Origin of the sequence: Deinococcus piscis, from assembly GCF_014653275.1 — a bacterium.
Classification (GTDB): domain Bacteria; phylum Deinococcota; class Deinococci; order Deinococcales; family Deinococcaceae; genus Deinococcus; species Deinococcus piscis.
This window is the reverse complement of sequence record NZ_BNAL01000008.1, coordinates 56762-80337: the sequence shown is the minus strand read 5'-3', so window position 1 is coordinate 80337 and position 23576 is coordinate 56762. Positions and strand designations below refer to the sequence as shown.

Annotated in this window: 19 protein-coding genes, 1 tRNA gene and 1 pseudogene; 9 read left to right on the top strand and 12 right to left on the bottom strand. The window is 64.8% G+C overall.

What is annotated here, in order from left to right; genetic code table 11:
- Window positions 1-434: 434 nt before the first annotated feature.
- The gene (locus IE158_RS04945; RefSeq protein WP_229838901.1) at window positions 435-1328 is read right to left on the bottom strand and encodes a C40 family peptidase; all 894 of its coding nucleotides are present in this window, start codon (window positions 1326-1328) and stop codon (window positions 435-437) included.
- Window positions 1329-1668: 340 nt separating this feature from the next.
- On the opposite strand from IE158_RS04945, the gene IE158_RS04940 reads away from it, so the two are divergent.
- A complete protein-coding gene (locus IE158_RS04940; RefSeq protein ID WP_189642555.1) occupies window positions 1669-2268 on the top strand; it encodes a TetR/AcrR family transcriptional regulator in 600 nt (199 codons plus the stop codon).
- Between the two features lie 95 nt (window positions 2269-2363).
- Complete coding sequence (locus IE158_RS04935) at window positions 2364-3983, top strand: ATP cone domain-containing protein (RefSeq protein WP_229838900.1); 1620 nt, start codon at window positions 2364-2366, stop codon at window positions 3981-3983.
- 12 nt (window positions 3984-3995) lie between these two features.
- Here the strand turns inward: IE158_RS04935 and IE158_RS04930 are convergent, their stop codons facing one another.
- The 3 genes and pseudogenes from IE158_RS04930 to IE158_RS13725 all read right to left on the bottom strand — a co-directional run.
- Complete coding sequence (locus IE158_RS04930) at window positions 3996-4925, bottom strand: histone deacetylase family protein (protein ID WP_189642553.1); 930 nt, start codon at window positions 4923-4925, stop codon at window positions 3996-3998.
- Complete coding sequence (locus tag IE158_RS04925; RefSeq protein WP_189642552.1) at window positions 4925-5278, bottom strand: cyclic-di-AMP receptor; 354 nt, start codon at window positions 5276-5278, stop codon at window positions 4925-4927. Before IE158_RS04925 ends, IE158_RS04930 begins: the two co-directional genes overlap by 1 nt.
- A 584-nt stretch (window positions 5279-5862) precedes the next feature.
- Window positions 5863-6324, bottom strand: a pseudogene (locus IE158_RS13725) (transcriptional regulator); the annotation flags it as partial.
- 224 nt (window positions 6325-6548) lie between these two features.
- Here IE158_RS13725 and IE158_RS04915 point away from each other — a divergent pair.
- The 4 genes from IE158_RS04915 (at window position 6549) to IE158_RS04900 (ending at window position 12024) form a co-directional block, all read left to right on the top strand.
- On the top strand, window positions 6549-7286 hold the full coding sequence (locus tag IE158_RS04915; RefSeq protein ID WP_189642572.1) for an ABC transporter ATP-binding protein: 738 nt from the start codon (window positions 6549-6551) through the stop codon (window positions 7284-7286).
- Window positions 7276-8526: an ABC transporter permease gene (locus IE158_RS04910; RefSeq protein WP_189642551.1), complete on the top strand. Its 1251-nt coding sequence runs from the start codon at window positions 7276-7278 to the stop codon at window positions 8524-8526. Before IE158_RS04915 ends, IE158_RS04910 begins: the two co-directional genes overlap by 11 nt.
- A 249-nt stretch (window positions 8527-8775) precedes the next feature.
- Entirely contained in the window at window positions 8776-11097 is a 2322-nt protein-coding gene (locus IE158_RS04905; RefSeq protein WP_189642550.1) for a PRC-barrel domain-containing protein, read from the top strand.
- Between the two features lie 93 nt (window positions 11098-11190).
- The gene (locus tag IE158_RS04900; protein ID WP_229838898.1) at window positions 11191-12024 is read left to right on the top strand and encodes a segregation and condensation protein A; all 834 of its coding nucleotides are present in this window, start codon (window positions 11191-11193) and stop codon (window positions 12022-12024) included.
- A 135-nt stretch (window positions 12025-12159) separates the two neighbouring features.
- Here the strand turns inward: IE158_RS04900 and IE158_RS04895 are convergent, their stop codons facing one another.
- A complete protein-coding gene (locus tag IE158_RS04895; protein ID WP_229838897.1) occupies window positions 12160-14145 on the bottom strand; it encodes a peptidylprolyl isomerase in 1986 nt (661 codons plus the stop codon).
- Window positions 14146-14189: 44 nt separating this feature from the next.
- Here IE158_RS04895 and IE158_RS04890 point away from each other — a divergent pair.
- Together IE158_RS04890 and IE158_RS04885 are read left to right on the top strand one after the other, a co-directional pair.
- Window positions 14190-14266, top strand: a tRNA-Arg gene (locus IE158_RS04890).
- Window positions 14267-14467: 201 nt separating this feature from the next.
- Window positions 14468-15349: an SIS domain-containing protein gene (locus IE158_RS04885; RefSeq protein WP_189642549.1), complete on the top strand. Its 882-nt coding sequence runs from the start codon at window positions 14468-14470 to the stop codon at window positions 15347-15349.
- Window positions 15350-15456: 107 nt separating this feature from the next.
- Here the strand turns inward: IE158_RS04885 and recJ are convergent, their stop codons facing one another.
- From recJ to prxQ, 7 genes are all read right to left on the bottom strand, one after another.
- Window positions 15457-17466, bottom strand: a complete 2010-nt coding sequence (gene recJ / locus IE158_RS04880) for a single-stranded-DNA-specific exonuclease RecJ (RefSeq protein ID WP_189642569.1) — start codon at window positions 17464-17466, stop codon at window positions 15457-15459.
- Window positions 17467-17546: 80 nt separating this feature from the next.
- The gene (locus IE158_RS04875; protein ID WP_189642548.1) at window positions 17547-17870 is read right to left on the bottom strand and encodes a hypothetical protein; all 324 of its coding nucleotides are present in this window, start codon (window positions 17868-17870) and stop codon (window positions 17547-17549) included.
- 137 nt (window positions 17871-18007) lie between these two features.
- On the bottom strand, window positions 18008-18829 hold the full coding sequence (locus tag IE158_RS04870) for a phosphotransferase family protein (protein ID WP_229838896.1): 822 nt from the start codon (window positions 18827-18829) through the stop codon (window positions 18008-18010).
- A 290-nt stretch (window positions 18830-19119) separates the two neighbouring features.
- Window positions 19120-20685, bottom strand: a complete 1566-nt coding sequence (guaA, locus tag IE158_RS04865; RefSeq protein WP_189642547.1) for a glutamine-hydrolyzing GMP synthase — start codon at window positions 20683-20685, stop codon at window positions 19120-19122.
- A gap of 61 nt (window positions 20686-20746) precedes the next feature.
- Complete coding sequence (locus IE158_RS04860) at window positions 20747-21418, bottom strand: alpha/beta fold hydrolase (protein ID WP_229838895.1); 672 nt, start codon at window positions 21416-21418, stop codon at window positions 20747-20749.
- Window positions 21419-21576: 158 nt separating this feature from the next.
- Window positions 21577-22266, bottom strand: coding sequence for a ribose 5-phosphate isomerase A (rpiA, locus tag IE158_RS04855; protein ID WP_189642546.1), 690 nt, complete (start codon window positions 22264-22266; stop codon window positions 21577-21579).
- Window positions 22263-22745, bottom strand: a complete 483-nt coding sequence (gene prxQ, locus IE158_RS04850) for a thioredoxin-dependent peroxiredoxin PrxQ (RefSeq protein WP_189642545.1) — start codon at window positions 22743-22745, stop codon at window positions 22263-22265. The genes rpiA and prxQ overlap by 4 nt, the downstream gene beginning before the upstream one ends.
- A 115-nt stretch (window positions 22746-22860) precedes the next feature.
- On the opposite strand from prxQ, the gene deoC reads away from it, so the two are divergent.
- On the top strand, window positions 22861-23529 hold the full coding sequence (deoC, locus tag IE158_RS04845) for a deoxyribose-phosphate aldolase (RefSeq protein WP_189642544.1): 669 nt from the start codon (window positions 22861-22863) through the stop codon (window positions 23527-23529).
- The last annotated feature ends 47 nt before the right edge of the window (window positions 23530-23576 follow it).

The window sequence follows — 23576 nt, the reverse complement described above, 5'->3', positions numbered from 1 at the left end:
GCAGCGGGCTGACTTGAGGGCGCGTCTGTAGGCTGCTCGCAGCGGGCCCGGCTGCTCTGGGTCTTCGTCAGCACACGAGAAAAGCTGTCCCATACACAGTCCATTCTCAGGACCTAACGTATTGAGGAAGTTTTACCATTTACCCGTTACCCGGGCTCGAAACCTCCATCCCGTTATGCTTTATCCCTTAACGCTGTACCCCATGCAAAGTGCCGCTGGTCCGGCTTGTTGCTCAGCTAACAGTGCAAACCGCCGCGCAGACTTACCAGCCCATATGGAGTGCTCTGCAGAAAAGGCTCTCAGAGCACTCCATGTTCCGTCCTGCGGGCGTGGCGCACTCGCTTTGCTCATAGCAGAAGCGTCCAGCCCTTTGTCAACTGCCTCTATCCGTCACACTTGATCTCAGCGCACCAGGCTGAGGCGCGGGCCAGGGCTCAGTCGGCTCCGCCTGGACGCAGCGCGACCTGTAGACCGCTGTTCAGCTGGGCCAAGGTGCCGCTGTCCAGAATCCGGCGGGCACTCAGGTAACGGGGCGACCAGTAGCGGTCACTCTCCAGCTTGTCGATCACCACGCGGCCATAGTAGGAGTTGGCATTTACGAATTGATCGTCGCCCAGATAGATGCCCACGTGAGTCACACCGCCGCGCCCCACCGTATCGAAGAACACCAGATCGCCGCCACGCAGCGAGGCGCGGGCCACCGGCTGGCCGACCCGCGCCTGCTGGGCACTGGTGCGGGGCAGCGAGAGACCCAGCGGCTGAAACACCCGCACGACGAAAGAGCTGCAATCCACCCCAGACGGCGAGTTGCCGCCATACACGTAAGGGGTGTTGAGCATCGCCAGGGCATTGCGCCGCCAGCCAAGGGCGTCACTCCCCGCTTCCGGCCCTGCAACGTCCGGAGCCGCAGGAGACGGCGTGACCGAGAAAGCCGGAACGGCGGCCAACGCTGCGGCGGGCATGGGCTGGGACCGGGGCGCGGCAGGAATCGCCAACCACTGCCCCACCTCAATGGCGCTGTCGCTCAGATTGTTGGCCGACTGGAGCGCTTCTACCGTGACACCGCTGGCCCGCGCCAAGCTGTAGAGGGTGTCTCCCTTCACCACCTGATGCGGGGCAATCGCCGCCACCTTCAGCACTTGCCCGACTTCCAGATCATGGCTGCTCAGGCCGTTGAGCTCCAGCAATTGCGGGACGCTCAGGCCGTATTCACGGGCCAAGCTGTAGGCCGTATCGCCGCGCTGCACACTGACCTCGTTGTACGACACCAGGTGCTGCGGAGCAGTGTCGGGCAGGACTTGCTGAGCAGTGGCCTTGCCAAGGCCCAAGCAGGCCAGCCCAAGCAGAAGGGCACGGAACAGTCGAACACCAGAAAGGGAATATGGGTCAGCAGTTGTCGGCATAGGCTCACTCGCTTTCGGGGCAGTCCACTGCATATAGGCCGCTTCGGTGTAGGCCACTGCCCAGGTCAATCTTCACGGATTGATTAAGACTTCGCCCAATCACGGTAACATCCATTACTTAGTTTGCCAAGAGTTGCTTCTCATGGAGGGCCTGCGGTGTAGGACCTCAAGTCCATCAGGGACACCATAAAGGCCTGGCCATCTCCCGCCTGCGCCGGGGGAGGCCGCCCAGATTCGCAGCCACGCGCTATGCTGTCAGCCATTCATGGAACTGTCCCTTCGCGAACGCCAAAAGGAACGGCGCCGCAGCGAGATTTACGAGGCCGCCATCGCTCTATTCAAGGAAAGCGGTTTTGAGAACACCACGGCGACTGAGATTGCCCGCGCCAGTGGAGTCTCACGCGGCACCTTTTTTAACTACTATCCGTACAAAGAAGCTGTGCTGCTTGACTACGGCAGCCTGGTGGTCAAGAGCCTGGAGGCCGAGGCTGGCCGCCGACTAGATAGGGGTCAACCGCCCCTGGACGTGCTGTACGACATCTGGTCCCTGCTGGCCGATGAAAACACCAAGGAGCGCGACCTGTTTCCGCCGCTGGCCTATGAGGTAATGAACCCCAACCCTGAGCGGGCCCAGACCGCTTACCGGGCACTGCGCCTGAGCGGCGTTGTGGAACTGATTCTGCGGCCCCTGCACGATGCAGGCGAACTGCGCTCGGACCTCAGCCTGGCGCGGATCAGCAACCTGATTGCCGACACCTATTTGCTGGTCGCACTGCGCTGGAGCGCTTACGGCACTGGGCGCAGCCTGCACGACGAACTGCGGTTGTCGCTGGACCTGCTGCTGACCGGGGCTCTGAAACGCTAAACCAGCTCAGGCCGCTATAGTGCCTCTATCCACAAGACCACTGCGGCCCACCCGGCTTGGAGAAGGGAGCGCCAAAGACCAGAGAGGAAAAGCAGGTGCCCAACAAGGTGTCCAACAAAAAGAACAAAGCGGACAAGGGCGCCCGCAAGGAACCCTTAGAGCTGCTGGTGGGACCACCCAAGCACGCCTGGCCTTTTAGCCGGGGCCTGCTGATCCGCACCCTGCTCCACGCTGGAGCCAGCCGCAAGGAGGCGGCCAGCATCGCCCGGCATGTGGAGCAGTTCCTGCGCGACCACGAACTGAGCCCCATCCGCACTGAGGACCTGCACGCACTGCTGGTGCGCGTGACCAAAGAGCAAGGCAGCCGTCCGCTGGCACGCCGTGTGGCGCAGCAGACCCCATTTTTTCAGGACATTCAGGTGCGCTCGGCGAGTGGCAAGCTGCCTTTTTCGCGCTCAGTGCTGGCACGGCGTCTGGACGACACTGGGCTGGATACCAAAGAAGCCTACGCAGCGGCCCGGCAGGTGGACCTCTACCTGCGCGAAAAAGGACTGCGTGAAGTCAGTGCTGAGGAGTTGCAGGACTACGCCGCCGAGGTGCTGACCCGCAACTACGGCGAGCATTTTGCACGGACCTACCGCTTTATCCTGAACCACCAGGGGCGGGTGGGCGTGATCAGCACCGACAGTCCGCAGGACGTTCAGCCGATTCCCTTCAGCAAGGGCATCCTGATGCAGTCGCTGCTGGCCGCCGGAGCTGCCCCCGACGCGGCCCGCACCCTGGCCCGCGCCGTGCAGCGCGACTTGCAGGGCCAGGAAGACCGGGTGGTAACCCGCGCCCAGATTCGCCGCATGGTTCAGCGCCGACTGCGCGATGAAGCGGGCAAGCATGTCAGTGCCCGTTATGGCCTGCTGCGGTCCATCCGGCACCTGCCCCGGCCTCTGCTGGTCCTGATCGGCGGGGTGTCGGGCACTGGCAAGTCCCACCTGGCGTCCGAAGTGGCGTACCGCCTGGGCATTCCCCGCATCATCAATACCGATTCGGTGCGCGAGGTGATGCGGGCCATGGTGTCGCCGCAGCTGATGCCAGCGCTGCACACCAGCACCTTTCAGGCCTGGAGATACCTGCTTCCGCCCGGCGAGGAGCGCCCCGAGCATCCGGACCGGCTCTCGCTGGAAATCGGCTTCCGCGAGCAGGCGCGGCAGGTGTCGGTGGGCCTCAATGCCATTGCCCGGCGGCTGATCCACGAAAATGCCGACCTGGTGGCCGAGGGCGTGCATCTGGTTCCCGGATTCCTGGATGAGCAACTGACCAAAAACGCCATTGTGGTGCCGGTGCTGCTGACCATCCCCGATGAGGACGAACACCGCGCCCGCTTTGCCCGGCGTGAAAAAGAAGCGTCGGCACGGCCTGAGAGCCGTTATCTACAGAATTTTCAGGAGATTCGCGGCCTCCAGGAGTATCTGATTCGGATGGCCGAGCGCCAGGGTGTGCCTATTCTGGACCATCTTTCACTGGACGAGCAGGCCGAGCGCACGGTTGATATCGTCCTGGCGCAGCTGCCTGCCGCCCTGCGGGAACTGAGCGAAGAAGCCGCTGGCGAGGGCGACGAAGAAGAGATGGGATTCTTGGAGTACGCCAGCACTCTCTCTGACTTGGCAGGGGGAACCCCAGCGGCCCCGGCTCCCGCTGAAGCGCAGAAGCCCCAGAGCTGAGGCGCTGGCAAATCAGCCGAAGACTTCCAGTCCCTGCTCCACCACGCTGGCATGTGCCGCCACAGTCAGGGCGTGATTGGCGTTGTAGCCGCCAGCCATCATGCTGACCACCGGCACACCGGCATCCCGCGCCCACGTCAGCACGCGGCGGTTGCGCTCGTGTACCCCGTCCAGCGTGAGCGCAAAGCGGCCAAAGCGGTCACCGGCCAGCACATCCGCACCGGCCAGGAAGAGCAGCAAATCGGGCCGAAACATCTCCAGCGCGGGCAGCGCTCGGTGGGTCAGCACCGCCAGATATTCAGCGTCGGTGATGCCGTCGCCCAGGCCCAGGTCCAGGCTGCTGCGCTCCTTGCGGAAAGGATAATTGCGCTCACCGTGAATGCTGAGGGTAAAGGCGCGTGGCTCATGCTCCAGCAGCGCCGCTGTACCGTCGCCCTGATGCACATCCAGGTCCAGCACCGCCACTCGCTGCGCCCAGCCTTCATCCAGCGCCAGGCGGGCAAGGATGGCGGCGTCATTCACCAGACAAAAGCCGCCAGCGCGGTCAGCAAAAGCGTGGTGGGTGCCCCCGGCCAGGTTGGCCCCCCAGCCCACGGCACGGGCGTCGTGCAGGGCGGCCAGACTGCCCCCAGCTGCCCGCATGGCCCGCACCACCACCTCTTCCGACCAGGGCAGACCGAACTCGCGCTCTTCGCGGCGCGTGACCTCGCCCCGGCGCCAGCGGCGCAGGAAGTGCGAATCATGCACGCGGCCTGCATCGGCCCAGCGCAGCTGCGGAGTGGTCAAGATGGGCAGCCGCCCCAGCAGCTGCTCACGCACGCCTGAGTATTTGTACTGCGGAAAGCGGTGCCCTTCAGGCAGCGGAAAGGTGAAATCCGCCGGGCTATAGGCGCGAAAAGGATGGCCGAACGCGGGCAGGGCCGTCCCAGACGCAGGGAACATCAGAGCTTGACGAATTCCTGCAAGCCCAGCACGAACAGCACTGCGCCGCCCACCTCGACTTCGACCGGATCGGCGGCCAGGCCCTCGCCCTGTTCGGCCAGCGGAATGGCGGGGCTCATCATGCGGCTGCGGGTACGGCAGCTGGCCGTGATGATGTCCTTGAGTTCGTCCAACCGGCTGCGCGATACCCCGATCATCAGCGTGGTGTTGCCCTCGCGCAAAAAGCCGCCTGAGCTGGACAGCCGGGTGGCGTCCAGGCCAGCTTGCGCCAGCGCCCGCATCAGCCGGGGCACATCGGCGTCTTGAATCACGGCCAGTACCAACAGTTCGGCAGGGACGGCAGAATAAGGCATGGCTGCATGCTAGCAGAGGCCAGCGCACCCCTCTCCTCTGTATTCAGCACCGCAGCACAAGGGCCAGCGCTGCGGCACAGCAGAGAAGAGAAGGCCCCGGTCCAGCAGTGGACCGGGGCGCTTCTTTGGAGTGAGAGCAGTTTGATCAAATGACCCAGAGCTTGTCATCACCCTGTCACCGCTCAGCTGGCGGACTGTTTGACCCGCTTACGCACTGCGGGCTTCTTCTCCGGCTCACCGGCTGCGGGTGCAGCGACCTTAGCTTCGCTGGCCGCCTTTTTCGGTGCGGCTTTCTTGGCAGGCTTGGAGGCGGCCTTCTCCGGCTTGTCCTCTGCCTCCTCAGCTGCTTTGGGCGTGGCTTTTTTGGCGGCGGGCTTTTCAGCTTTCTTGGCAGATTCTGCCTTCTTGCTGGGCGCTGCTTTCTTGGTAGGCGCTGCAGCTTCAGCGTCGCCCGCGCCCTGGTCCTCCGTGTCAGCTTTGGCCTTCTTGGTGGAGCGGGCTGCCGTTTTCTTGGCCTTGGCGGCAGGTTTGGTGGCGTCTTCAGTGGCCGCACCAGCTTCGGCAGCGGCGGCGGCCTCGGCAGCTTCAGCGTCAAGGGCCTGCTGCTCCTTGAGACGGAAAATCACCAGGCTGCCCACAAAGGTGCAGGTGATCATGCCGTGGGCATTGAGCAGCGAGAGCGCCGCCATGATTTCCTCGCGGCTCAGGCGCAGCTGGTCGCTCATGTACAGTGCCGAGTCCGCGCGGCCTTCAAGGTACTCGCGGATACGCAGGGCGTCTTCGGTCAGGGGCGTTGCCGGGACATCGGCCAGGCCAGGGTCAGCCAGGCCATAGACGGCGCGGGTGCCGGTGCCGGGCAAGCGGCGCACGCGGCCCTGGTCCAGCAGGCTGGCAAGCGCGGCGCGCAGGTGCGAGAGGGCCAGGCCGGTGGTCTTGGCAAGTTCGGTTTCGACCCACTCGGGCTTGGAATCCAGCGCCTCAAGCACCAGCTTTTCGTTGGCGCGGCGAGTTTCCTGTAGGTCTTCGAGGGTAGGGGGGTTGAACATGAATTCCTCCGTGAGCCGCGCAGAAAGGCGGCAGAAAAAGCGGCAAAGGTGCGGCCAGGGCCTGCGAAGTGCTTAACCCTAACAGTATGCCGCATGGACGCTGGGACCGGGAGGCACTGCGTTACACCCGCGCTTTACCCCCACCTGGCTGTCCGGCGCGGCAGCCTCCTACACAGCTTTAGACTGGAGACATGAATCCACCTGCCCTGGCTCCTACCGACGCACTGCTGGACCTGCGGAACCTCAGCAAGCGCTACGGCACCTTTACTGCGCTGGACGGCGTGACCCTCAGCGTAGAAGGCGGGCAGGTGTTCGGGTTGCTGGGACCAAACGGCGCGGGCAAGACCACCCTGCTGCGGATTTTGGCGACCCTGCTGCGGCCCACAGGAGGCACGGCGGCGGTGGCGGGCCTGGACGTGACCCGGCAGCCCGACGCGGTGCGGCAACACATCGGCGTGGTCAATGGCGGCATGGGGCTGCCTGCCCGCCTGACCGGGCGCGAGATTCTGCATTCGTTCGCAGGGTTCTACGGCCTAAGCCGCGAGCAGGCGGAACAAAGAATTGCCGAGCTGGACGCAGCGCTGGACCTGGGCCGCACGCTGGATACGCGGGCAGGTGAGTACTCCACCGGCATGCGCCAAAAAGTGACCATCGCCCGCGCTGTGATTCAGGACCCGGCAGTGCTGATTCTGGATGAGGCAGCCAGCGGCCTGGATATCTTTGCCCGCCGCGCCCTGCTGGACTGGGTGGCGGCGGCGCGCAGGCCAGGACGACTGACCCTGTATTCCACCCACGTGATGAGCGAGGTCGAAGAGGTCTGTGACCGGGTGGCCGTGCTGCATGGAGGCCGGCTGCTGGCCGAAGGCACCCAGCTGGAGCTGCTGGCCCGCACGGGAGCGCAAACTCTGGAGCAGGCTTTTTTTCGCCTGGTCGAGCAGGACGGAGCAGCCCATGCGTCCTGAGTTCGTGTGGCGGGTGGCGGCCCGCGACCTGCTCTCCACCCTGCGCGACACCCGCACACTGCTGGGCACGGTCCTGATTCCACTCATCCTGATTCCTGCGCTGATGCTGGGCATGCCGCTGCTGCTGGGGCAATTTATCGGCGGGCAAGCGCAGGAGAAGCAGAAGGTCGGCGTCATCGGGACACTGCCCCCAGCGCTCCAGGCCGAACTGGAACGCGGCAGCAGCAGCCAGGGCATGACGCTGTCCGGTGTGGAGTTGGTCCCGCTGGAGGTGGACACGCCTGAAGCCGCCCGGCAAGCGGTACAGGCCGAAGAGGTAGACGCTGTCATCCGGGTCACGTCTCCCCTGCCCCAGCAGGAGGGCGACGCGCCCGCAGCGGTGCAGGTGTTCGCCAAGCTGAACTCGCTGGCCGCGCAGACTGGCGCACTCGGCAAGGTCGAAGCGGCAATAGAGAACTACAACCAAGCGCTGGCAGCACGCCGACTGGAAGCGGCGGGGCTGAGCGAAGACGACCTCTCGCCGGTCACGCTCGACCCGCAGGACGCTGCCACCGCGCAGGAGGCGAGCAGCGGACAGCTGGCTTTTCTGATTCCCCTGCTGATGCTCAATTTCATCCTGTCGGGCGCGATGGCCACGGCGCTGGACTCTACCGCTGGAGAAAAAGAGCGCGGCACCCTCGAAAGCCTGCTGGTCAGCCCGGTGCGGCGCGCCGAAGTGGTGGCGGGCAAGCTGCTGGCGACAGCCCTCAGCGCCCTGGTCGCGGCCCTGTTCAGCGTGCTGGGCTTCCTGGGCACCGGCCTGATCGCGGGGGCCTTGCTGCTGCGCGGCGGCATGCAGGCCGAACTGTCGCAGGCGTTCGGCGGTCAGCTCACCCTGGGTGGCGGCAGCTTCTCAGGGCTGCTGCTGAGCGCTGTAGGAGCCGCAGTGCTCATCAGTGCGCTGCTGATCGCCCTGAGCATCTACGCCCGCTCGTACAAAGAAGCGCAGACCTACGTGACGCCGCTGTCCCTGCTGATTGTCGTGCCAGCCCTGTTCTTGCAGTTCAATGACGGCTTCTCGGCGGCTTTTTATGCGGTCCCGCTGTTCGGGTCCATGCTCAGCGTGATGGACGCCGTGACTGGCACCCTGAAATGGCCGCAGCTGTGGCTCTCGCTGGGGGCCAACCTGCTCGCCGCGCTGCTGCTGGGGGCCCTGGCGCTGCGCTCCTTTTCGCGTGAAGAAGTCATTTTCCGCAACTGAAGGGGCGCTAGAGAGAGCGGCTCACCGCTCCGCCCCCGAAATTGCTGTACCCCCAAAAGCCAAATCTGACCTGAATGCTCACACATCCTGCCCCGCCGCCCTGGCCCTTAACCTGATCTCATCTGAGCCTCAGTCCTGGGCTAAGCTTCAGGACAAGCGGCACTCCACTCCAACTTTTAAGCTTCAGCTTCATTCCGGCGGACGGCGCAGGCTTTCCGCCGCCGCTCCAGGGAAAGACAAGAGGTAAACATGATCAAGGGCAAAGAACTGCTGGGACGCCATGTGGTGGACCTGAGCACCGGTGAACGGGTGGACAGCGTGCGCGACATTGTGTTCGATCACGGGGCCAACCTGGTGCTGGGCCTGGTGGTGGACGGTGGCGGCAGCTGGCTGCGCCGCCGAGACCGGGTGATTCCTTTTTCGGTGGTGTACTCGGTGGGCGAAGACGCCGTGATGATCACCTCGGCGCAGGACACCGCCAGCGACGAAGAACAGGCACGCATGAAGGAAATCATGGATTCCAAAGTGAACCTGATTGGCATGACGCTGCTGACGGCACAGGGCGAGGACTTGGGCCGCATTGGCGACGTGGTCTTTGATGAGTACTCAGGCCGCGTCGAGGGCTATGAGGTCACGGGCGGGCTGTTCGGGGACGTGGCCGGGGGCCACGCCTTCGTGCCTGCGCCCGAAAGCGTACAGATCGGCAAAGACGTGGCGATTGTGCCTGCCAGCGTGGCGGAAGAGATGCGCCGCAGTGGCGGAGCCTGGCCAAGTGGTGCGCCGCAGGAGCCGGAACACACCGACTACAGCCGCGAAGAAGTGGCGGAGCAGGCCGCGCAGCGCCAGCGTGACTATCTGATAGGCCGCATCGCTGGAACCACCATCACCTTACCCGACGGCACCGTAGTGGCCGAAAAAGGCGAGCCCATCACCGAAGAGCAGGTCACCCGCGCCGAGCGCTCTGGCCGCCTGATGATCCTGACCAGCACTTCGCTGAGTCCTGAAGAAGTGGCGGAAGTGAGCAGCGCCGAGGAGAGCAGCACGCCACAACCTGCGGCCCCGGACCCGGCCCTGACTGCACCGGAGCGATCCTCGTCACCGCTGGAGACGACGACGCCTGAGCCTGAGCCCCTCAGCTTCAGCGAGATGGTGGGCCGCCGGGTCCGTGAGGATGTCACTGACTCGCAGGGCCAGCTGATTGCCGCGCAGGGGCAGATCATCACCCCGGCCATCTTGACCCGCGCTGAGGAGCAGGGCCTGCTGGAACAGATACAGCACCACCTGAAAGAAGGCACCGAATCTGCTGCCGAGCCGCTGGATCTGGGCGAGTACGAGCGCCGAAGCTCCTCCGCCCCTGAGCTCAGAGAAGCGCTGGCCCCGGCCCCCCTGCATGTCGCCCCGGCAGTCCACCTGAACGCTGCCCCCGAAGAAGGCCAGAGCCTGCCCCAAAGCGTGGAGCCAGAACCGGAAGCAGCCCCACTGTCCCAGGCCATGCCTGCCGTTATGCCCCCGGTTCCTGTACAAGAAAGCCGTCCGGTGCTGAGTCACTCAGGCATCCTGGAGGCCCCCGAAACGCCAGAGATTGCACAAACGCTGGACATTCCAGAAAGGCCGGAGCGGGTCATGCGGGCACGCACCGAGCAAGTGGTGCATCTAAGCGAACCGACCCCAGAGCCGGAAGTCGGCCTGCTGGAAAAAGCCCGCCGCTGGCTGGATGACCGCCGCGAAGACCTGCTGCACGACCCCAGTGAGCGTGAGCTGGTGCAGGTCCATGAGCAGTGGGGCGAGCCCGTGACGCAACCTGAAGCGCAGTTTCCTCCCGCTTCCCATGTCAGCGAGCCGCCTGCAGTGATGGCCCCAGTAACAGCGCCTCAGCAGGTACATGCGCCAACTCAGCCAGAGGACACAGAAACAAGCAAGGAAACACTGGTGTTGCGTGGCCCCGCACCTCAGCTCACAGACGACCTGGCAGTACCTGCCCCCCAGGCTGTCCCTGAGCCGGTAGAACTGGACCTTGACCTGAGCACTGCGGTGGCTGAACCGCTCGTGCCAGTCGCTGCTGCGGCTACACCCAGTGCTGATAAGCCCAATCAAGATGAATCCAGGGCAAATGAACCCAGAGCAGATGAGGTCAGTGCAGAAACGGGCGCACGGCGCACTGAGCTGACCCACCCGGCCTCCGCTCCGCAGCCTGCGCCCCAGCCAGTGCTGCCCCGCAGTGAGCTGACCGCCCGCCCAGAGCCCTCTAATCCCTTATCTCCTGGCCCCTTATCCTCTGGCCCCGTATCTTCTGAAGCAGAGCTTGCCGCCCCAGAGCCCACCGTGGTCGCTCCTCCGGCTTCCCTGCATGGCACGGAGCAAGGCGCAGCGCCGGGCAGCGAAGCTTTTAACCAAGCGATTGAAAACATCGTGCAGCAGGCCTATGGCTGGCCCGTGGTCCGCACCGTCAAGACTGAAGACGGCCAAGTCATACTGACCGAAGGGGGCCGGGTGACGCCCGCAGTGGTGGCCGAAGCCAAGCGCCTGGGTGTCCTGCGTGAACTACTGAGCGCCGTACAGCGCGGCGAGTGACGGACTAACCGTCAGCTGAGTTCCAGCTGTTCATCTTCCCGGCTGAGCCGGTGCCCCTGCCCGCACCAGCTCAGCCGCTATCATGGCCGCCGAATGCCACGGTCCACCTCTCTTACCTTGCTTCTGCCCTTAGCCCCAGCCGAGGGCGAGGCTGCGGCATATCAGGTGCGGCTGCTCCGGCCTGGCGCAGAACCATTCGAGGGCCATCTGGGCGACCTGGCCGCCGCGCTGCGCTCCGGCGAACTGACTCCGGCGCAGGTGCCGCTGCTGGAGCTGACCGGGGCCGTGTTGGCCTGGCTGCGGGAGCACCCCGCCTGGCAACAGGGCCGCCCACCCGCCGAGGTGCTGCCGCCACTGGCCGCCGTGATTGCTCTCAAAGCGCGGCTGCTGCTTCCTGCAGTCCCGCCTGCAGACGACGGCGAAAGCACTGAGGACTGGACCGAATGGGATGAGGTCGCACAGGGCGTCGAAGCCCTGGCCGAACTGGACCGGGCCGTGCAGTTTCTCAGTCAGCGCCGCCTGGAACGTAGCGGTCTGATTCCCGCGCCAGTGCCCAAGCCTGGCCTGGAGCTCCCGCGCAGGCAGCGCCCACCGCGCCAGGGCCAGAACCTGCGCCGCTTGCTGGAAGCGGCCCGCGCCGCGGTGCGCGAGGTGGATGTTCCTCTGTTGGCCCGCGAACGCCTCAGCTTGCAGGGGGCCCTGAACGCCCTCTTGGCCTTTGGGAGGCAGCTGCGGCACTTCACCTTTGGGGGAATCACTGCGCGGGACTGGGGCGAACGCACCACCTATTTTGCGGCGCTGCTCGAAGCGGTCAAAACCGGCGAACTGCGGGCCGAGCAAACGGAAGCCTACGGCGAGATTCAAATTGAGCTGGCCAGTGGTCCCACCGAAAGCGCACCCGCCCCGGTTTCACCCCCTTCGGCCTGAAGCCAGAGAGTCACAGCAAATCACGCCCTTCGGTCCTTTTCCGGCTGGCAAGGATTCAGCCCCCTTTAGGGCGTAGACAACTCCAAAAAAAGCCCCGGCCAGCTGGCGGGGCTCTTTATCCGTTGTGGCCTGAATTTATTGGGCTGGCGTGGTCGTGGCCGCCGAGCCCTCGCTGGCCGCAGCGCTGGCCGCAGCCGGAGCCGCCTGAGCTTCCGAAGTGGTTGCCGCCTCAGAGGTCGCCGCACCGGAGCTTGCCGCACCCGAAGTGGTCTGAGCCCCCGAAGTCGCTGCACCCGAAGTCGTTTGGGCACCTGAAGCGTCAGCCGGAGCGTCGACTCCCACACGGGCTTTTTGGGCAGCCAGCACTTCATCCAGCTTGTTGACAGGCTTGAGGGCCGCGACCTTGCTGCTCAGGAACTTCTCGCCCTCGGCAGCTTGCTTCTCGTTGAAGAGGCTGGACTCCAGGCCAGCACGAACCTCGTCGAGCGGCAACACACGGCTTTGTTGCAGGTCACTGACCGACACCACCTTCCAGCCGTCGCTGGCCTGCACGATGTTGGTCAGGCTGGTGCTGCCTACCGCGCGCAGCTCGCCTTCAAAAATGGCCTGAAGCACCGAAGGTTCCAGCACGTCGGTGTCGCCCTGCACGGTACCGCGCTCCGAGACGATGCCCCCGGCAGCCGTCGCCGCCTGGGTGAAGTCGCCGCCCCGCCAGTCTTGCCGGAAGGCCAGGGCCTGCTCACGGCTGGGGAACGTGGCTTCAGAAACGGTGGCACTGGCCGGGGTCTGGAACTGCTGCTGGCGCTCCTGGTAGGCAGCGCGCAGCTCCTCGTCGGTCACTTTGACATTGCGGCCACCATAAGCAATCAGGCCGCTCACCAGGTCCTGACGGGTCCCCACCACGGGGATATTCTCAGCCTTCACAATGCTGGGCGCGGCGTATTCCTGAATCACCTGCTCCACCACCGACGGCTTGAGCATGCCGTTGATCATTTCGCTGAGCTGGTCACCCTGCATGCTCTGCATCATCATCATCAGCTGCTGGTTTTGCATCACGCGGCCCACCACTTCGGAGTAGGGAATGGCCCGGCCACCCACTTCGGCGACTGTGGGGTCTTCGTACTTCCAGGCGGGGTCCACCACTTCAATCTTGGCCGCCGCCACCTGCTCATCCAGGAACGCTTCGACTGCGCCGCGCTTCTTGCTGGTTTCCAGGGCCGACTTGACCTCTTCTTTGACCGTGTCATACGGCTTGGTTTCGGGGGCAAGCAGTTCTTCTACTTTGACGATATAAAAGCGGCCACCGCTCGCCACCACGTCGGTCAGGCCAGGAGCAGCTAGCGCCTGCACGGCAGCGGCGACTTCTTCAGGCAACACCACCGGCTCTACCGCTTGCAGGGCTCCGCCCTCGCCCAGAGCGCCCAACGCACCGCCCGTTTCAGCTCCCTCAGTGCTGTTTTTCTTGGCAAGGTCGGCAAAATCAGCGCCGCTGCGGGCCTGAGTCAGCAGCTCACGGGCTTTGTCCTCGTCAGCAACCACGATCTGACGTCCCTTGAGGCGCTGCTCAGTCTGGAACAGCGTGGGGTTCAGGTCGTAGTAGGTCTTCATTTCCTCTTCGGTGGCCGCGGGCACAGCGGCTTCGATTTCCTTGTTCTTGCGCTCAATCGCCAGGCCTTCTTTCACCTGCTCGCGGTACTCCGAATCGCTCAGGCCCACGCGCTGCAGGGCGTCGGTCCATGCGGCGTCATCGGTCAGTTTGTTGTCCTCACGCACCTTGGTCACTTCAGCGTTCACATCTTCGCGGGTCACATTGATGTTGCTGGCCGCCTGCGCCATCAGCTTCTGCCGAACCACCTGCGAAATCATGAAGGTGCGGAAGTCGTCTTGAAGCGCTTTGCTCTGTCCAGCAAACGGCGAGGGGTTGTTGTCCTGAATCTTTTGCAGTTCTTCGGCGGTAATGGTCTTGCCATTGACGCGGATGGCCGGGGTGCCTTTTTCACCACGTACAGCGTTCGTGATGGTCTTGGCACTGTCGCCGGGCAGGAACTGGAGGGCCATGCCGCCCACCATCAGCAGCGACAGAACAATCAGCAGAGCATTGAGACCGGTTTTTTTATTCACTTGAAGTTCTCCTCTAGAGCGTGATACTTTACCTGAGCTTGCGCGTACCCGTAGCTCAGCTGGATAGAGCGTTAGCCTCCGGAGCTAAAGGTCGTTGGTTCGAATCCAATCGGGTACACCACACAGAAGCGCCACCCCGCAGGGTGGTGCTTTTTCGTTGGTTGGAGGTTAACTCTGTTCCTCAGCAACCGGCTTGGGCCTTGCTCAAACACGCGGGCGACTATATCACGCACCTCTATGAGCTTCTTGGCGAGGCTTCCCGGCACCAAGGGGCAGGCACGGCCACAGACGCTGGCCCACACCAGCCGCTAAGATTCAGCCCATGAGTCTGCATTCTCTTCTTCTGGCCCTTCCCGGCAGCTACAGCGGCCCGGTGCAGGTACAACCCGCTCCTTACGGCGCAGTCGGCACCGGCGAAGGCACGCTGGCGGCCCTGCTGGCCGAGCCGCTGATCGCCGCTTCGCTCAGTGCCAGTGGCACCCAGTTCGTGCTGGGCAGCCCGGACAGTGCGTCCCTGGCGCTGGAATACGCCGCTCTGGCCGAAGCGGCGGGAGCTCAGGTACGGCGCGTGGCCACCGGTGGAGACGCCGAACACATCAACACGCTGATTCCAGCGGGAGTCACCGCGACCTACCACGGAGCGCAGTACCTGGCCTATGCCAGCGGACACGCCGCCGAGGCGCAGGAGGCGGACCGCTTGCTGGCGGCACTGGCCCAGAGCTGCGCGGGTACAGAGACAGAAGGCAATCCCGCCCGCGAGCTGGCCTGGAGGCTACATGGCCGCACGCCCCTGCTGCTGGCCGACGACGGCTCCGAAGGTCTGGTGCTGGCCTGGCAACAGCTGCTGGCCCGCGTGGGCAAAAGCTACAGTGTGCCGGTGCTGGGCGACCCTTTGCCGGTGCTGAGCGGCATGTTCGAGGCGCAGCATGAGCAGGGCGACGCCAAGGTGGGGCTGATTCTGGGCGACCTCAGCCCCCGGTTGGACCTGGGGCGCGAAATCATGGAAAGCCGGGTAGATGAAGTGATTCATCTGCCGTTCGCCGAGCATGGCGGCGACAGCGACTACGCGCCGGGCCTGGCGCTGTGGTATCTGGGCGCGTGGACGGCACTGTACCTGGCCGAAATCGCCGGGCAATCCCCGGACGACAGCCCCGTACTGCGCCGCGCCCAGGCTGAGCTGAGCGGCGAAACCGAGGACAGCTGAGCTTGCGCCGGTAGCGGGGGCACCACCTTCCAGCAGCTTTGGCGACCCGTAAAGGCGAGTGGGCACTCAACGGCATGGGCAGCTATAGCCTCTCCGCTCTGCTCGCCTCAGTCGTCGCCCGCTGCTTGCAAAGGGACCGGCGGCTCTGCATCCAGACCACTCAGGGCGCGGACTGCCCCTTCCCAGCCCGCTTCGTCCAGCGTGAGGTAAGCGTGTGCCCACTGAAAACGGTGGTAGCCTTCCGCGCCCTGGGGAGCGGCGTCCAGCGCGGCCAGGGTGGTGCGGCCCCAGGCAAACGTGACGGGCGGGGCCGACTCAGGACGCTCACGCAGCCAGCGCTCCAGCGTGTCAGCAGGCGGCAGATCGAACAGCACCAGCGGCAGCTCTGGCGCGGCGTCTGCGGGCTGAAGGTAATGCAGGTCCGGGAGCCGGACACGCAGCGAGGCGGTCAGTTGCTCCCCAGCGTACACCGCCACACCGCGCTCCACGGCATCTAGGCGCTCCATGACCTGCTCGGGCGTGCGGCGCACCGCCAGACGCGCCCCCTCTTGCGCTTGGGGCACAGCCAGGGTAAGTGACTGTGGAGGACGCAGTTCCTCCGCTTCCCACTCTGCCGATACCCGGCCCCGGAACGCCGAGCGCCGCAGCCGCACCGCCAGGTCGCGGGGGCCCTCTTCGGCGTTCTGCTCACGGAACTTGATGCCGCGCAGCCCCGCCGCCTGAAACTGCAAGCAGTCTTTGTTCTTGCCGACCAGCCGCGTGCCGCTCAGCGCGGAGCGCAGGTGCCACAGCGGCGGCTGAAGCCCTTCGCCATAAGGCTCGAAGGCCTGCAACTCCTGCCACAATTCCAGCGTGGCGTGGGAGGCGGGCAGCGGCGCGTCCAGCGTGACCTCTGGCACCGGCACCGGAAACTGCGCGGCGTAGTCCTGGAGGCGGTCACGCAGCCGGGGCAGATTGTCTTCGTGCAGCGAAAAGCCAGCCGCGCCGGGGTGGCCGCCGTAGCGCAGCAGCAGGTCGTGGCTGTAGCGCAGCCCCCCCACCGCACTGATGCCGGGCGTGGAGCGCACAGACCCTTTGCCCTGCGCCACGATGTACACAGGTTTGTAGAACTGCTCTACCAGCTTGCTCGCCACGATGCCCATCACGCCGGGGTGCCAGTCTGGATGCGTAACCAATAGCGCTCGCTCGCCGGGATCCACCAGCTCCAGCGCCTCACGGTACATCCGGTCTTGCAGCTCACGGCGCTCGCCGTTGCGGACTTCCAGATACTGTGCCAGGGCAGCGGCCTGCTGAGGGCTGGCCGTGGTCAGCAATTCCAGCGCCCGGTCCGCTTCGCCCATGCGGCCTGCAGCGTTGATGCGCGGAGCCAGCACGAAGGCCACGTCACGCGCCGAGGGCTGCTTCACCCCGCCGAGGTCCAACAGCGCCCGCAGACCTACAATGTCGGTGGTGGCGAGGGCGGCCAGCCCCACGCCGACCAGGGCGCGGTTTTCGCCAGTCAGTGGGGCCACGTCCGCCACGGTGCCCAGCGTCGCCAGGGCGCTGTAGGCACGCGGCTCTGGCAGTCCCAGTTCGTGGTGAACAGCCCACAGCAGGTGATAAGCCACGCCCGCCCCAGTCAGGTTGTGCAGGGCCGGGTCGTAGCCAGCGGTCAGCTCCGGGTGGACCACCAGGCAGTCGGGAAAGGTGGGCGGCGGCGCGTGGTGGTCAGTCACCATCACTTCTATGCCGCGCTCCAGCAGCCCCGCAACCTCCTCACGGTTGGAGACGCCACAGTCCACTGTGACCAACAGGTCACAGCTGGCGGCATGCTCGTCCAGCTTGGACGGGTGAATGCCGTAGCCTTCCTCCAGGCGGTGGGGAATAAAGCCGTGGATATCAGCGTCCAGCGCCCGCAGGCCCAGGACCAAAATGGCAGTGGCGGTCACGCCGTCGGCGTCATAGTCACCGTGAATGCGAATGCGCTTGCCAGCGCGGATGGCCTGCACCAGCCGACGGGCCGCTTCGTGCAGGCCCGGATTGGGGGTCAGGCGGTGCTCCGGCGTCAGCAGTTCGGGGCGCAGACCGCGCCCATACACCCACTGCGCGGCGGGGGCCGAGAGCCCGTAACGCGCCATCAGGTCCTGCAAGGCGGGCAGCGGGGCAGGCTGGGCCAGCTGCCAGCGCGTAGGCGGCGGCGACCAGACCGGCTCAGGGGTCAAGGCTGCTCTCCAGATGGTGCGCCGGGCAGCAGCTGGCCGCGCAGCAAGGCTTGCAGGTGACGCTCACGCTCGGCCAGCAGTCGCTCTGCCCGGCGGCGCTGCCCATAGAGCACCAAGATGGCAGGCAGCAGCAGCAACAAGCTCCACAGGGCGCCCAGAGCCGCAAAGCCCACCAGCCCCTGCCCCTGCGAGACCAGCGACACTTCCGGCGAGAACAGCCACGGCACGCTCAGGGTGCCGCCATTTTCAAGGGCCGTCAGTGCCAGTAGGCCACCCAGCAGCACGGTCACCACGACCTGAAGAGCAAACAGCACTTGCACAGCCCAAAGTCTAGCAGGCACGCTGGGCAGGGACGAAGGCAGAACTTGCAGTTCTCTGCGCCGCCACCGGCTTTCAGAAGTAGGGCGCTCTCCCCTCTTCGCGCATCTTTCTTCTCTTTCTTCCCTTAGCTCTGCCCTTAGCCGCTGGCGGGCAGGCAGCTCAGGACATGCCGGGCACGCGGCACCTTTTTGGCCCGCTCGGCGGCGAACTCGTAGGGCTCATTCATCATCAGCCAGTAGAGGTCGTGCAAGTAGGTCAGCGACAGATAGGCCCGCAGCCGCCGCAAGGTGGGCGGGCTGCGCTCGGGCAACAGGCGCAGGGCAGCGGCCAGGCTTTCATCGGCCCCCAGCAGGTCCAGCGTGCCCGTCTTGAGCAGGGCCAGGTCACGCAGGGGGTCGTCCCAGTCGGCGTTGGTCCAGTCGAGCAGCATCACTGCGCCGCCTGAGTCAATCAGGATGTTGTCCTGCCACAGATCCAGATGACAAAAGGACGCTGGCTGCACGAATTCGCCCGCCTGCAAGGGGCCTTCCACAGCGGCAAACAGGTCGTCCAGCCCCTGCGAAGCCAGGACGCGGCGGAACTTGCGCAGCCGCTCTTCCACCCGGCCCACATCCACCTGCCCCTGCTGAATGGCGTGCAGACGCGAGAGCTGCACTTTGAGCTGCGGCAGCGCGGCAGGCAGCGTGGCCGCCGTGACCCGCTTGCCCTCGAAACGGCGCATGACCAGGGCTTCGGCTCCGTCGGCCACCAGGGTCTCGACCACCCAGTCGCCCAGCCCGGCGCGGCGCAGATTCGCGGCCTCGCGCTCGGCCTTGCCCACGCCGCTGCGGTACACCTTGATCACCGACTGTCCGTCTGCCGTAGCGTAGACCCGGCTCTGCATGCCCGTGCCCATGCTGCTGAGCGGTCCATACCTGGCGGTGAGTTCAGGCAGGCGGGTGGCGGTGCTGTCGGTCACCCTGGCATGATAGCGGGCCGGTGCGGAAGTCAGGGCAAAAGGGTGGAATACATGACTTGCCCATCCAAGTGAAGCTGAGGGTTCCTGGCTAATCCGCACTGGACGCTGGGCGATTACGCGCCTTGCAGTCTCTCTTTTCACTCGCCACCAACGTAGGAACCGCCCAGCCAAGCGCAGGCAGTTTGACGTTTATGCGGTGCGGCTCTCTAGGGAACCAAACACGAAGACAACCGCAGGATGGCCTGCGGCTGACATTCGCTGGGCGCTCGGCACCTAACGCACCTTTCAGGTTACTCCCACTCAATCGTTGCGGGCGGCTTGCCGGTGATGTCGTACACCACGCGGTTGACCTCGTGGACCTGGTTCACGATGCGGTTGCTCATGGCCGCCAGGAAGTCGTAGGGCAGGCGGGCCCACTCGGCGGTCATAAAGTCGCCGGTGGTCACGGCGCGCAGGGCCACCGTGTAGGAGTAGGTGCGCTCGTCGCCCATCACGCCCACCGACTGAATAGGGGTCAGCACGGCCAGCGCCTGAGAGCAGTCGTCGTACAGCCCGAACTCGCGCAGGCCGCTGATAAAGATGTCGTCCACGCGCCGCAGAATGTCCAGCTTTTCCTCGGTGACCGCGCCCAGGCAGCGAATCGCCAGGCCAGGACCGGGAAAAGGGTGACGCATGCGGATATCTTCGGGCAGGCCCAACAGCCGGGCAATGTCGCGCACTTCATCCTTAAAGAGGGTGCGGAAAGGCTCCACCAGCTTGAATTGCAGGTCTTCGGGCAGGCCGCCGACATTGTGGTGACTCTTGATGTTGGCCGCGCCCTCGCCGCCCGCCGACTCGATCACGTCGGGGTAAAGCGTGCCCTGTGCCAGAAAAGCGAAGGGGCCCTGCTCTTCGGCGGCACGGTCAAACACCCGGATAAACTCGCGCCCGATGATTTTGCGCTTTTGCTCGGGGTCGCTTACACCGCCTAGGTGGTGCATGAACTCCTCGCGGGCGTCCACCGTCACGATGTTCACGCCAGCGCCGCGCAGGGCGGTTTCGACCTGTTCGCGCTCATTCAGGCGCAGCAGGCCGTGGTCTACGAACACCGCCGTCAGGCGGTCTCCCACCGCACGCGCCAGCAGCAGCGCCAGCGTTGAGGAATCCACGCCCCCGCTGATCCCCAGCAGCACGCGGCCTTCTGCGCCCACCTGCTCCTGCACCCCGGCAATCAACTCGTCGAGGATGTGCTGCGGGGTCCAGTCACGCGCCACGCCGCAGATGTCCAGAAAGTTGCCCAGCAGTTGCCCACCCTTGGGGGTGTGGACCACTTCGGGGTGGAACTGCACGCCGTAGCGCTTGGTCTCGTTGTTCTCGATGGCTGTGACGGGCGTGTCTTCGGTCTTGGCGACCACCTCGTAGCCCTGGGGCAGCTGGGTCACCGAGTCGGAGTGGCTCATCCAGGCCACAAATTCGCCCTCAATGCCCTTAAAGAGCTGACCGCCGTATTCGGTGAGGTCCGCTTTGCCATACTCGCGCTTGCCCGCCCGCTTCACGTCGCCACCCGCCTGATGGGCGAGGTACTGCATCCCGTAGCACACGCCCAGAATGGGAATATCCAGGTCCAGCACGCCTTCAGCAGGCTTGGGGGCATTCTCGTCATACACGCTGCTGGGGCCACCCGAAAGCACGATGCCCACGGGCTGCTCCTGTTGAATGCGCTCCAGCGGCGCGGTGCCGGGCAGAATCACCGAATACGCCCCCATCTCGCGGAAGCGGCGGGTGATCAGCCGGGTGAACTGGCTGCCGAAGTCCAGAATCACGACTGTCTGGTGGTGCTGTGAAGGCTGAATGGGGCTGGAAGTTGGGCTAGTCATTGCTCACCATTTTGACAGAGTTGTTAGGCGAATGGAGACGCTGCTAGACCCCCGTCCGCCTTCACAGGCGCTGAAGCAGCCAATCAAGCGCCCGCTCTGCATAAAGCATCACCGAGATGTGCCCGCCACCCGCAATGCGGCGCAATTCTGCCTGCGAATGGTCTTGCAGCCACTCGGCATGGGCGATAGGCACGGTACGGTCTTGCTCGCCATTCACCAGCAGTGTAGGGACGCTGATATCTGCAGGCTGGTATCCCCACGGCTGCACATAAGCCAGATCATCGTCAATCATGCCGCCCAGCCCCTGTTCAAGCGCTGGCTCTACAACGCTATGAAACCAACTCCAGGAGTCTGCCAGGGCGCTGTGGTCCGCAGGGGTAAACATTTCAGCATCAAAGTCACCCGCTTCCAGCGCCTCGCGGAGCGCCGCTTCTCCGCGTGTAGCGGCGACCAGCTCGGCACAGCCTCCCGCATACATGCCCGCAAAATAATCCAGGCCAGGAGCCGCATAAGGTGCCAACCCTGCCAAGCTGACCGCAGCCCTGACCTGCGGCAAAAGCGCCGCACAGGCGAGTGCATGAGGTCCACCACCTGAATGCCCCATGACCCCAAACTCAGGAATGTCCAGAGCCCGCGCTATCAACGCCGTATCCTGCGCCGCTTGCGCGACTTCACGGCCAAACAAACGCGTGCTGCCGCCATAGCCTGGTCGGTCGTATCCCACCCAGCGCACGCCCTACTCTGCCGATACAGCCAACAATGGCTGAGGCGGCGAGCCGATATTCGGCGTGCCGTGATACCAGAAGACTGTCGCCGTCGTCGTTCCTTCAGGCTGCGTATCGTAGACCCTGAGCGTTCGCCCGTCTGGTGCATGCAGTTCGTGTAGATGCACTACTCTCCCCGAACCAGCTCCTGCACGCCGCCTGGCGCAGCCACAAAGGCCCGCTCGGCCATGCCCAGAAACAGGCCGGTGTCCACCACACCCAGCGTGCCCTTGATACGGCGTTCCAGCTCGCGGGCGTCAAAGTCGGCAGGCAACTGTGCATCAAAAATGTAGTTGCCGTTGTCGGTGACATAGTTCTGCGCGCCGCTCATCCGCAGGCGGCCACCCGGCAGGAACTCCCGCAGCCGCTCGATGGTGGACAGAAATCCGAACGGCACGATTTCAATGGGCAGCGGGGCCTTTTCGCCCAGCTGCTGCACCAGCTTGGTGTGGTCGGCAATGATAATCAGCCGCCGTGCCTGCACTTCGGTGACTTTTTCTCGCACCAGGGCACCACCCAGGCCCTTGACCAGGTCCAGATTCGGGGCGATTTCGTCAGCGCCGTCAATGGCGATGTCCAGTGGGCGTGGGTCCAGCGGTTCGGTGGGAATCCCAACCTCGCGGGCCAATTGTTCGCTGGCTTCACTCGTCGACACGCCCACGATGCCAGTCAGCTCACCGTCCCGTAGCCTGCGCCCGATTTCTTCAATCGCGTATTTGGCGGTGCTGCCAGTGCCCAGGCCCACCCGCTGCCCACTTTGCACCAGCGCCACGGCGCGCAGGGCCGCTTCTTTTTTGAGCGCTTCCAGATCGCTCATGCACGGGACTCCATATCCCCTGCGATGGCGTCGGCCACCGCTTCGGCGTGACCGTCTACCTTCACGGCCAGCCAACTTTTGACCAGCTTGCCCTCTGGGTCAATGATGAAGGTGGAGCGCTTCACGCCCTGTGTCACTTTGCCGTAGCTGTTCTTCTCGCCATACGCGCCGATGCTGGCCAGAAACTCGCCGTCATCGGTCAGCAGCGGAAACGGCAGGCTGTACTTTTCAGCAAAGCGCTGGTGGCTGGCCGCGTCGTCCTGGCTGATGCCCAGAATGACAGCACCCATCTCGCGCAAGCGGGCCGAGTCGCGGAAGTCGCACGCCTCGCGGGTGCAGCCGGGGGTGTCGTCCTTGGGGTAGGCGTACAGCACCACGTAGCGGCCTACGTAGTCGCTCAGGGCGTGAGACTGGCCCTGGCCGTCGGGGAGCATGAATGCGGGAAAAGCTTCACCTGCTTGGAGACGGTTGTCTGTCATGGGTGACAGTGTAAATCGTTGATGGGAGACGGTTGATGCAGCCAGCGATAGAGCCACGTGTTCTCCACCAACCATCAGCCGCAGGCAGAACTATCCACCATCTACAATGCTTTCCATGACCCATCCCCTGGCCGCTTACATTGACCACACCCTGCTCAAAGCCGAGGCCACGCCCGACGATATCCGCCGCCTGTGTGCCGAAGCGCGCGAACACAGCTTTGCTGCCGTGTGCGTGAATCCAGTGTACGTGCGCCTGGCCGCCGAAGAACTGGCCGGTAGCGGCGTGAAGGTGGCGACCGTGTGCGGGTTTCCGCTGGGGGCTGTCTCCAGCGACCAGAAAGCCGCCGAGGCCCGCTTGAGCGCCGAAGCTGGAGCCGACGAGGTGGACATGGTGATTCACATCGGGGCAGCCCGCGCGGGCGACTGGGACACAGTGCAGGCCGACATTGAAGCCGTGCGCCGGGCCGTTCCGGGGCAGGTGCTGAAAGTGATTATCGAAACCGCCCTGCTGGACGAAGACCAGAAACGCCGCGCCACCGAAGCCGCCGTGAATGCCGGGGCCGATTTCGTCAAGACCTCTACCGGTTTTTCTACCGGCGGGGCCACCGTGGCCGACGTGGAACTGATGCGCGAAGTGATTGCAGGCCGCGCCCAGATCAAGGCCGCAGGCGGCGTGCGGAGCCCCGAAGACGCCCAGGCCATGATCAGCGCTGGCGCGGCACGCCTGGGCACCAGCGGCGGCATAGGCCTGGTCACGAGCGGGGAGAACGAAACGGCCTACTGATCAGGGCTGATGGTCGGCGGAGCAATCCAGGGAACATTCCTTTGCCT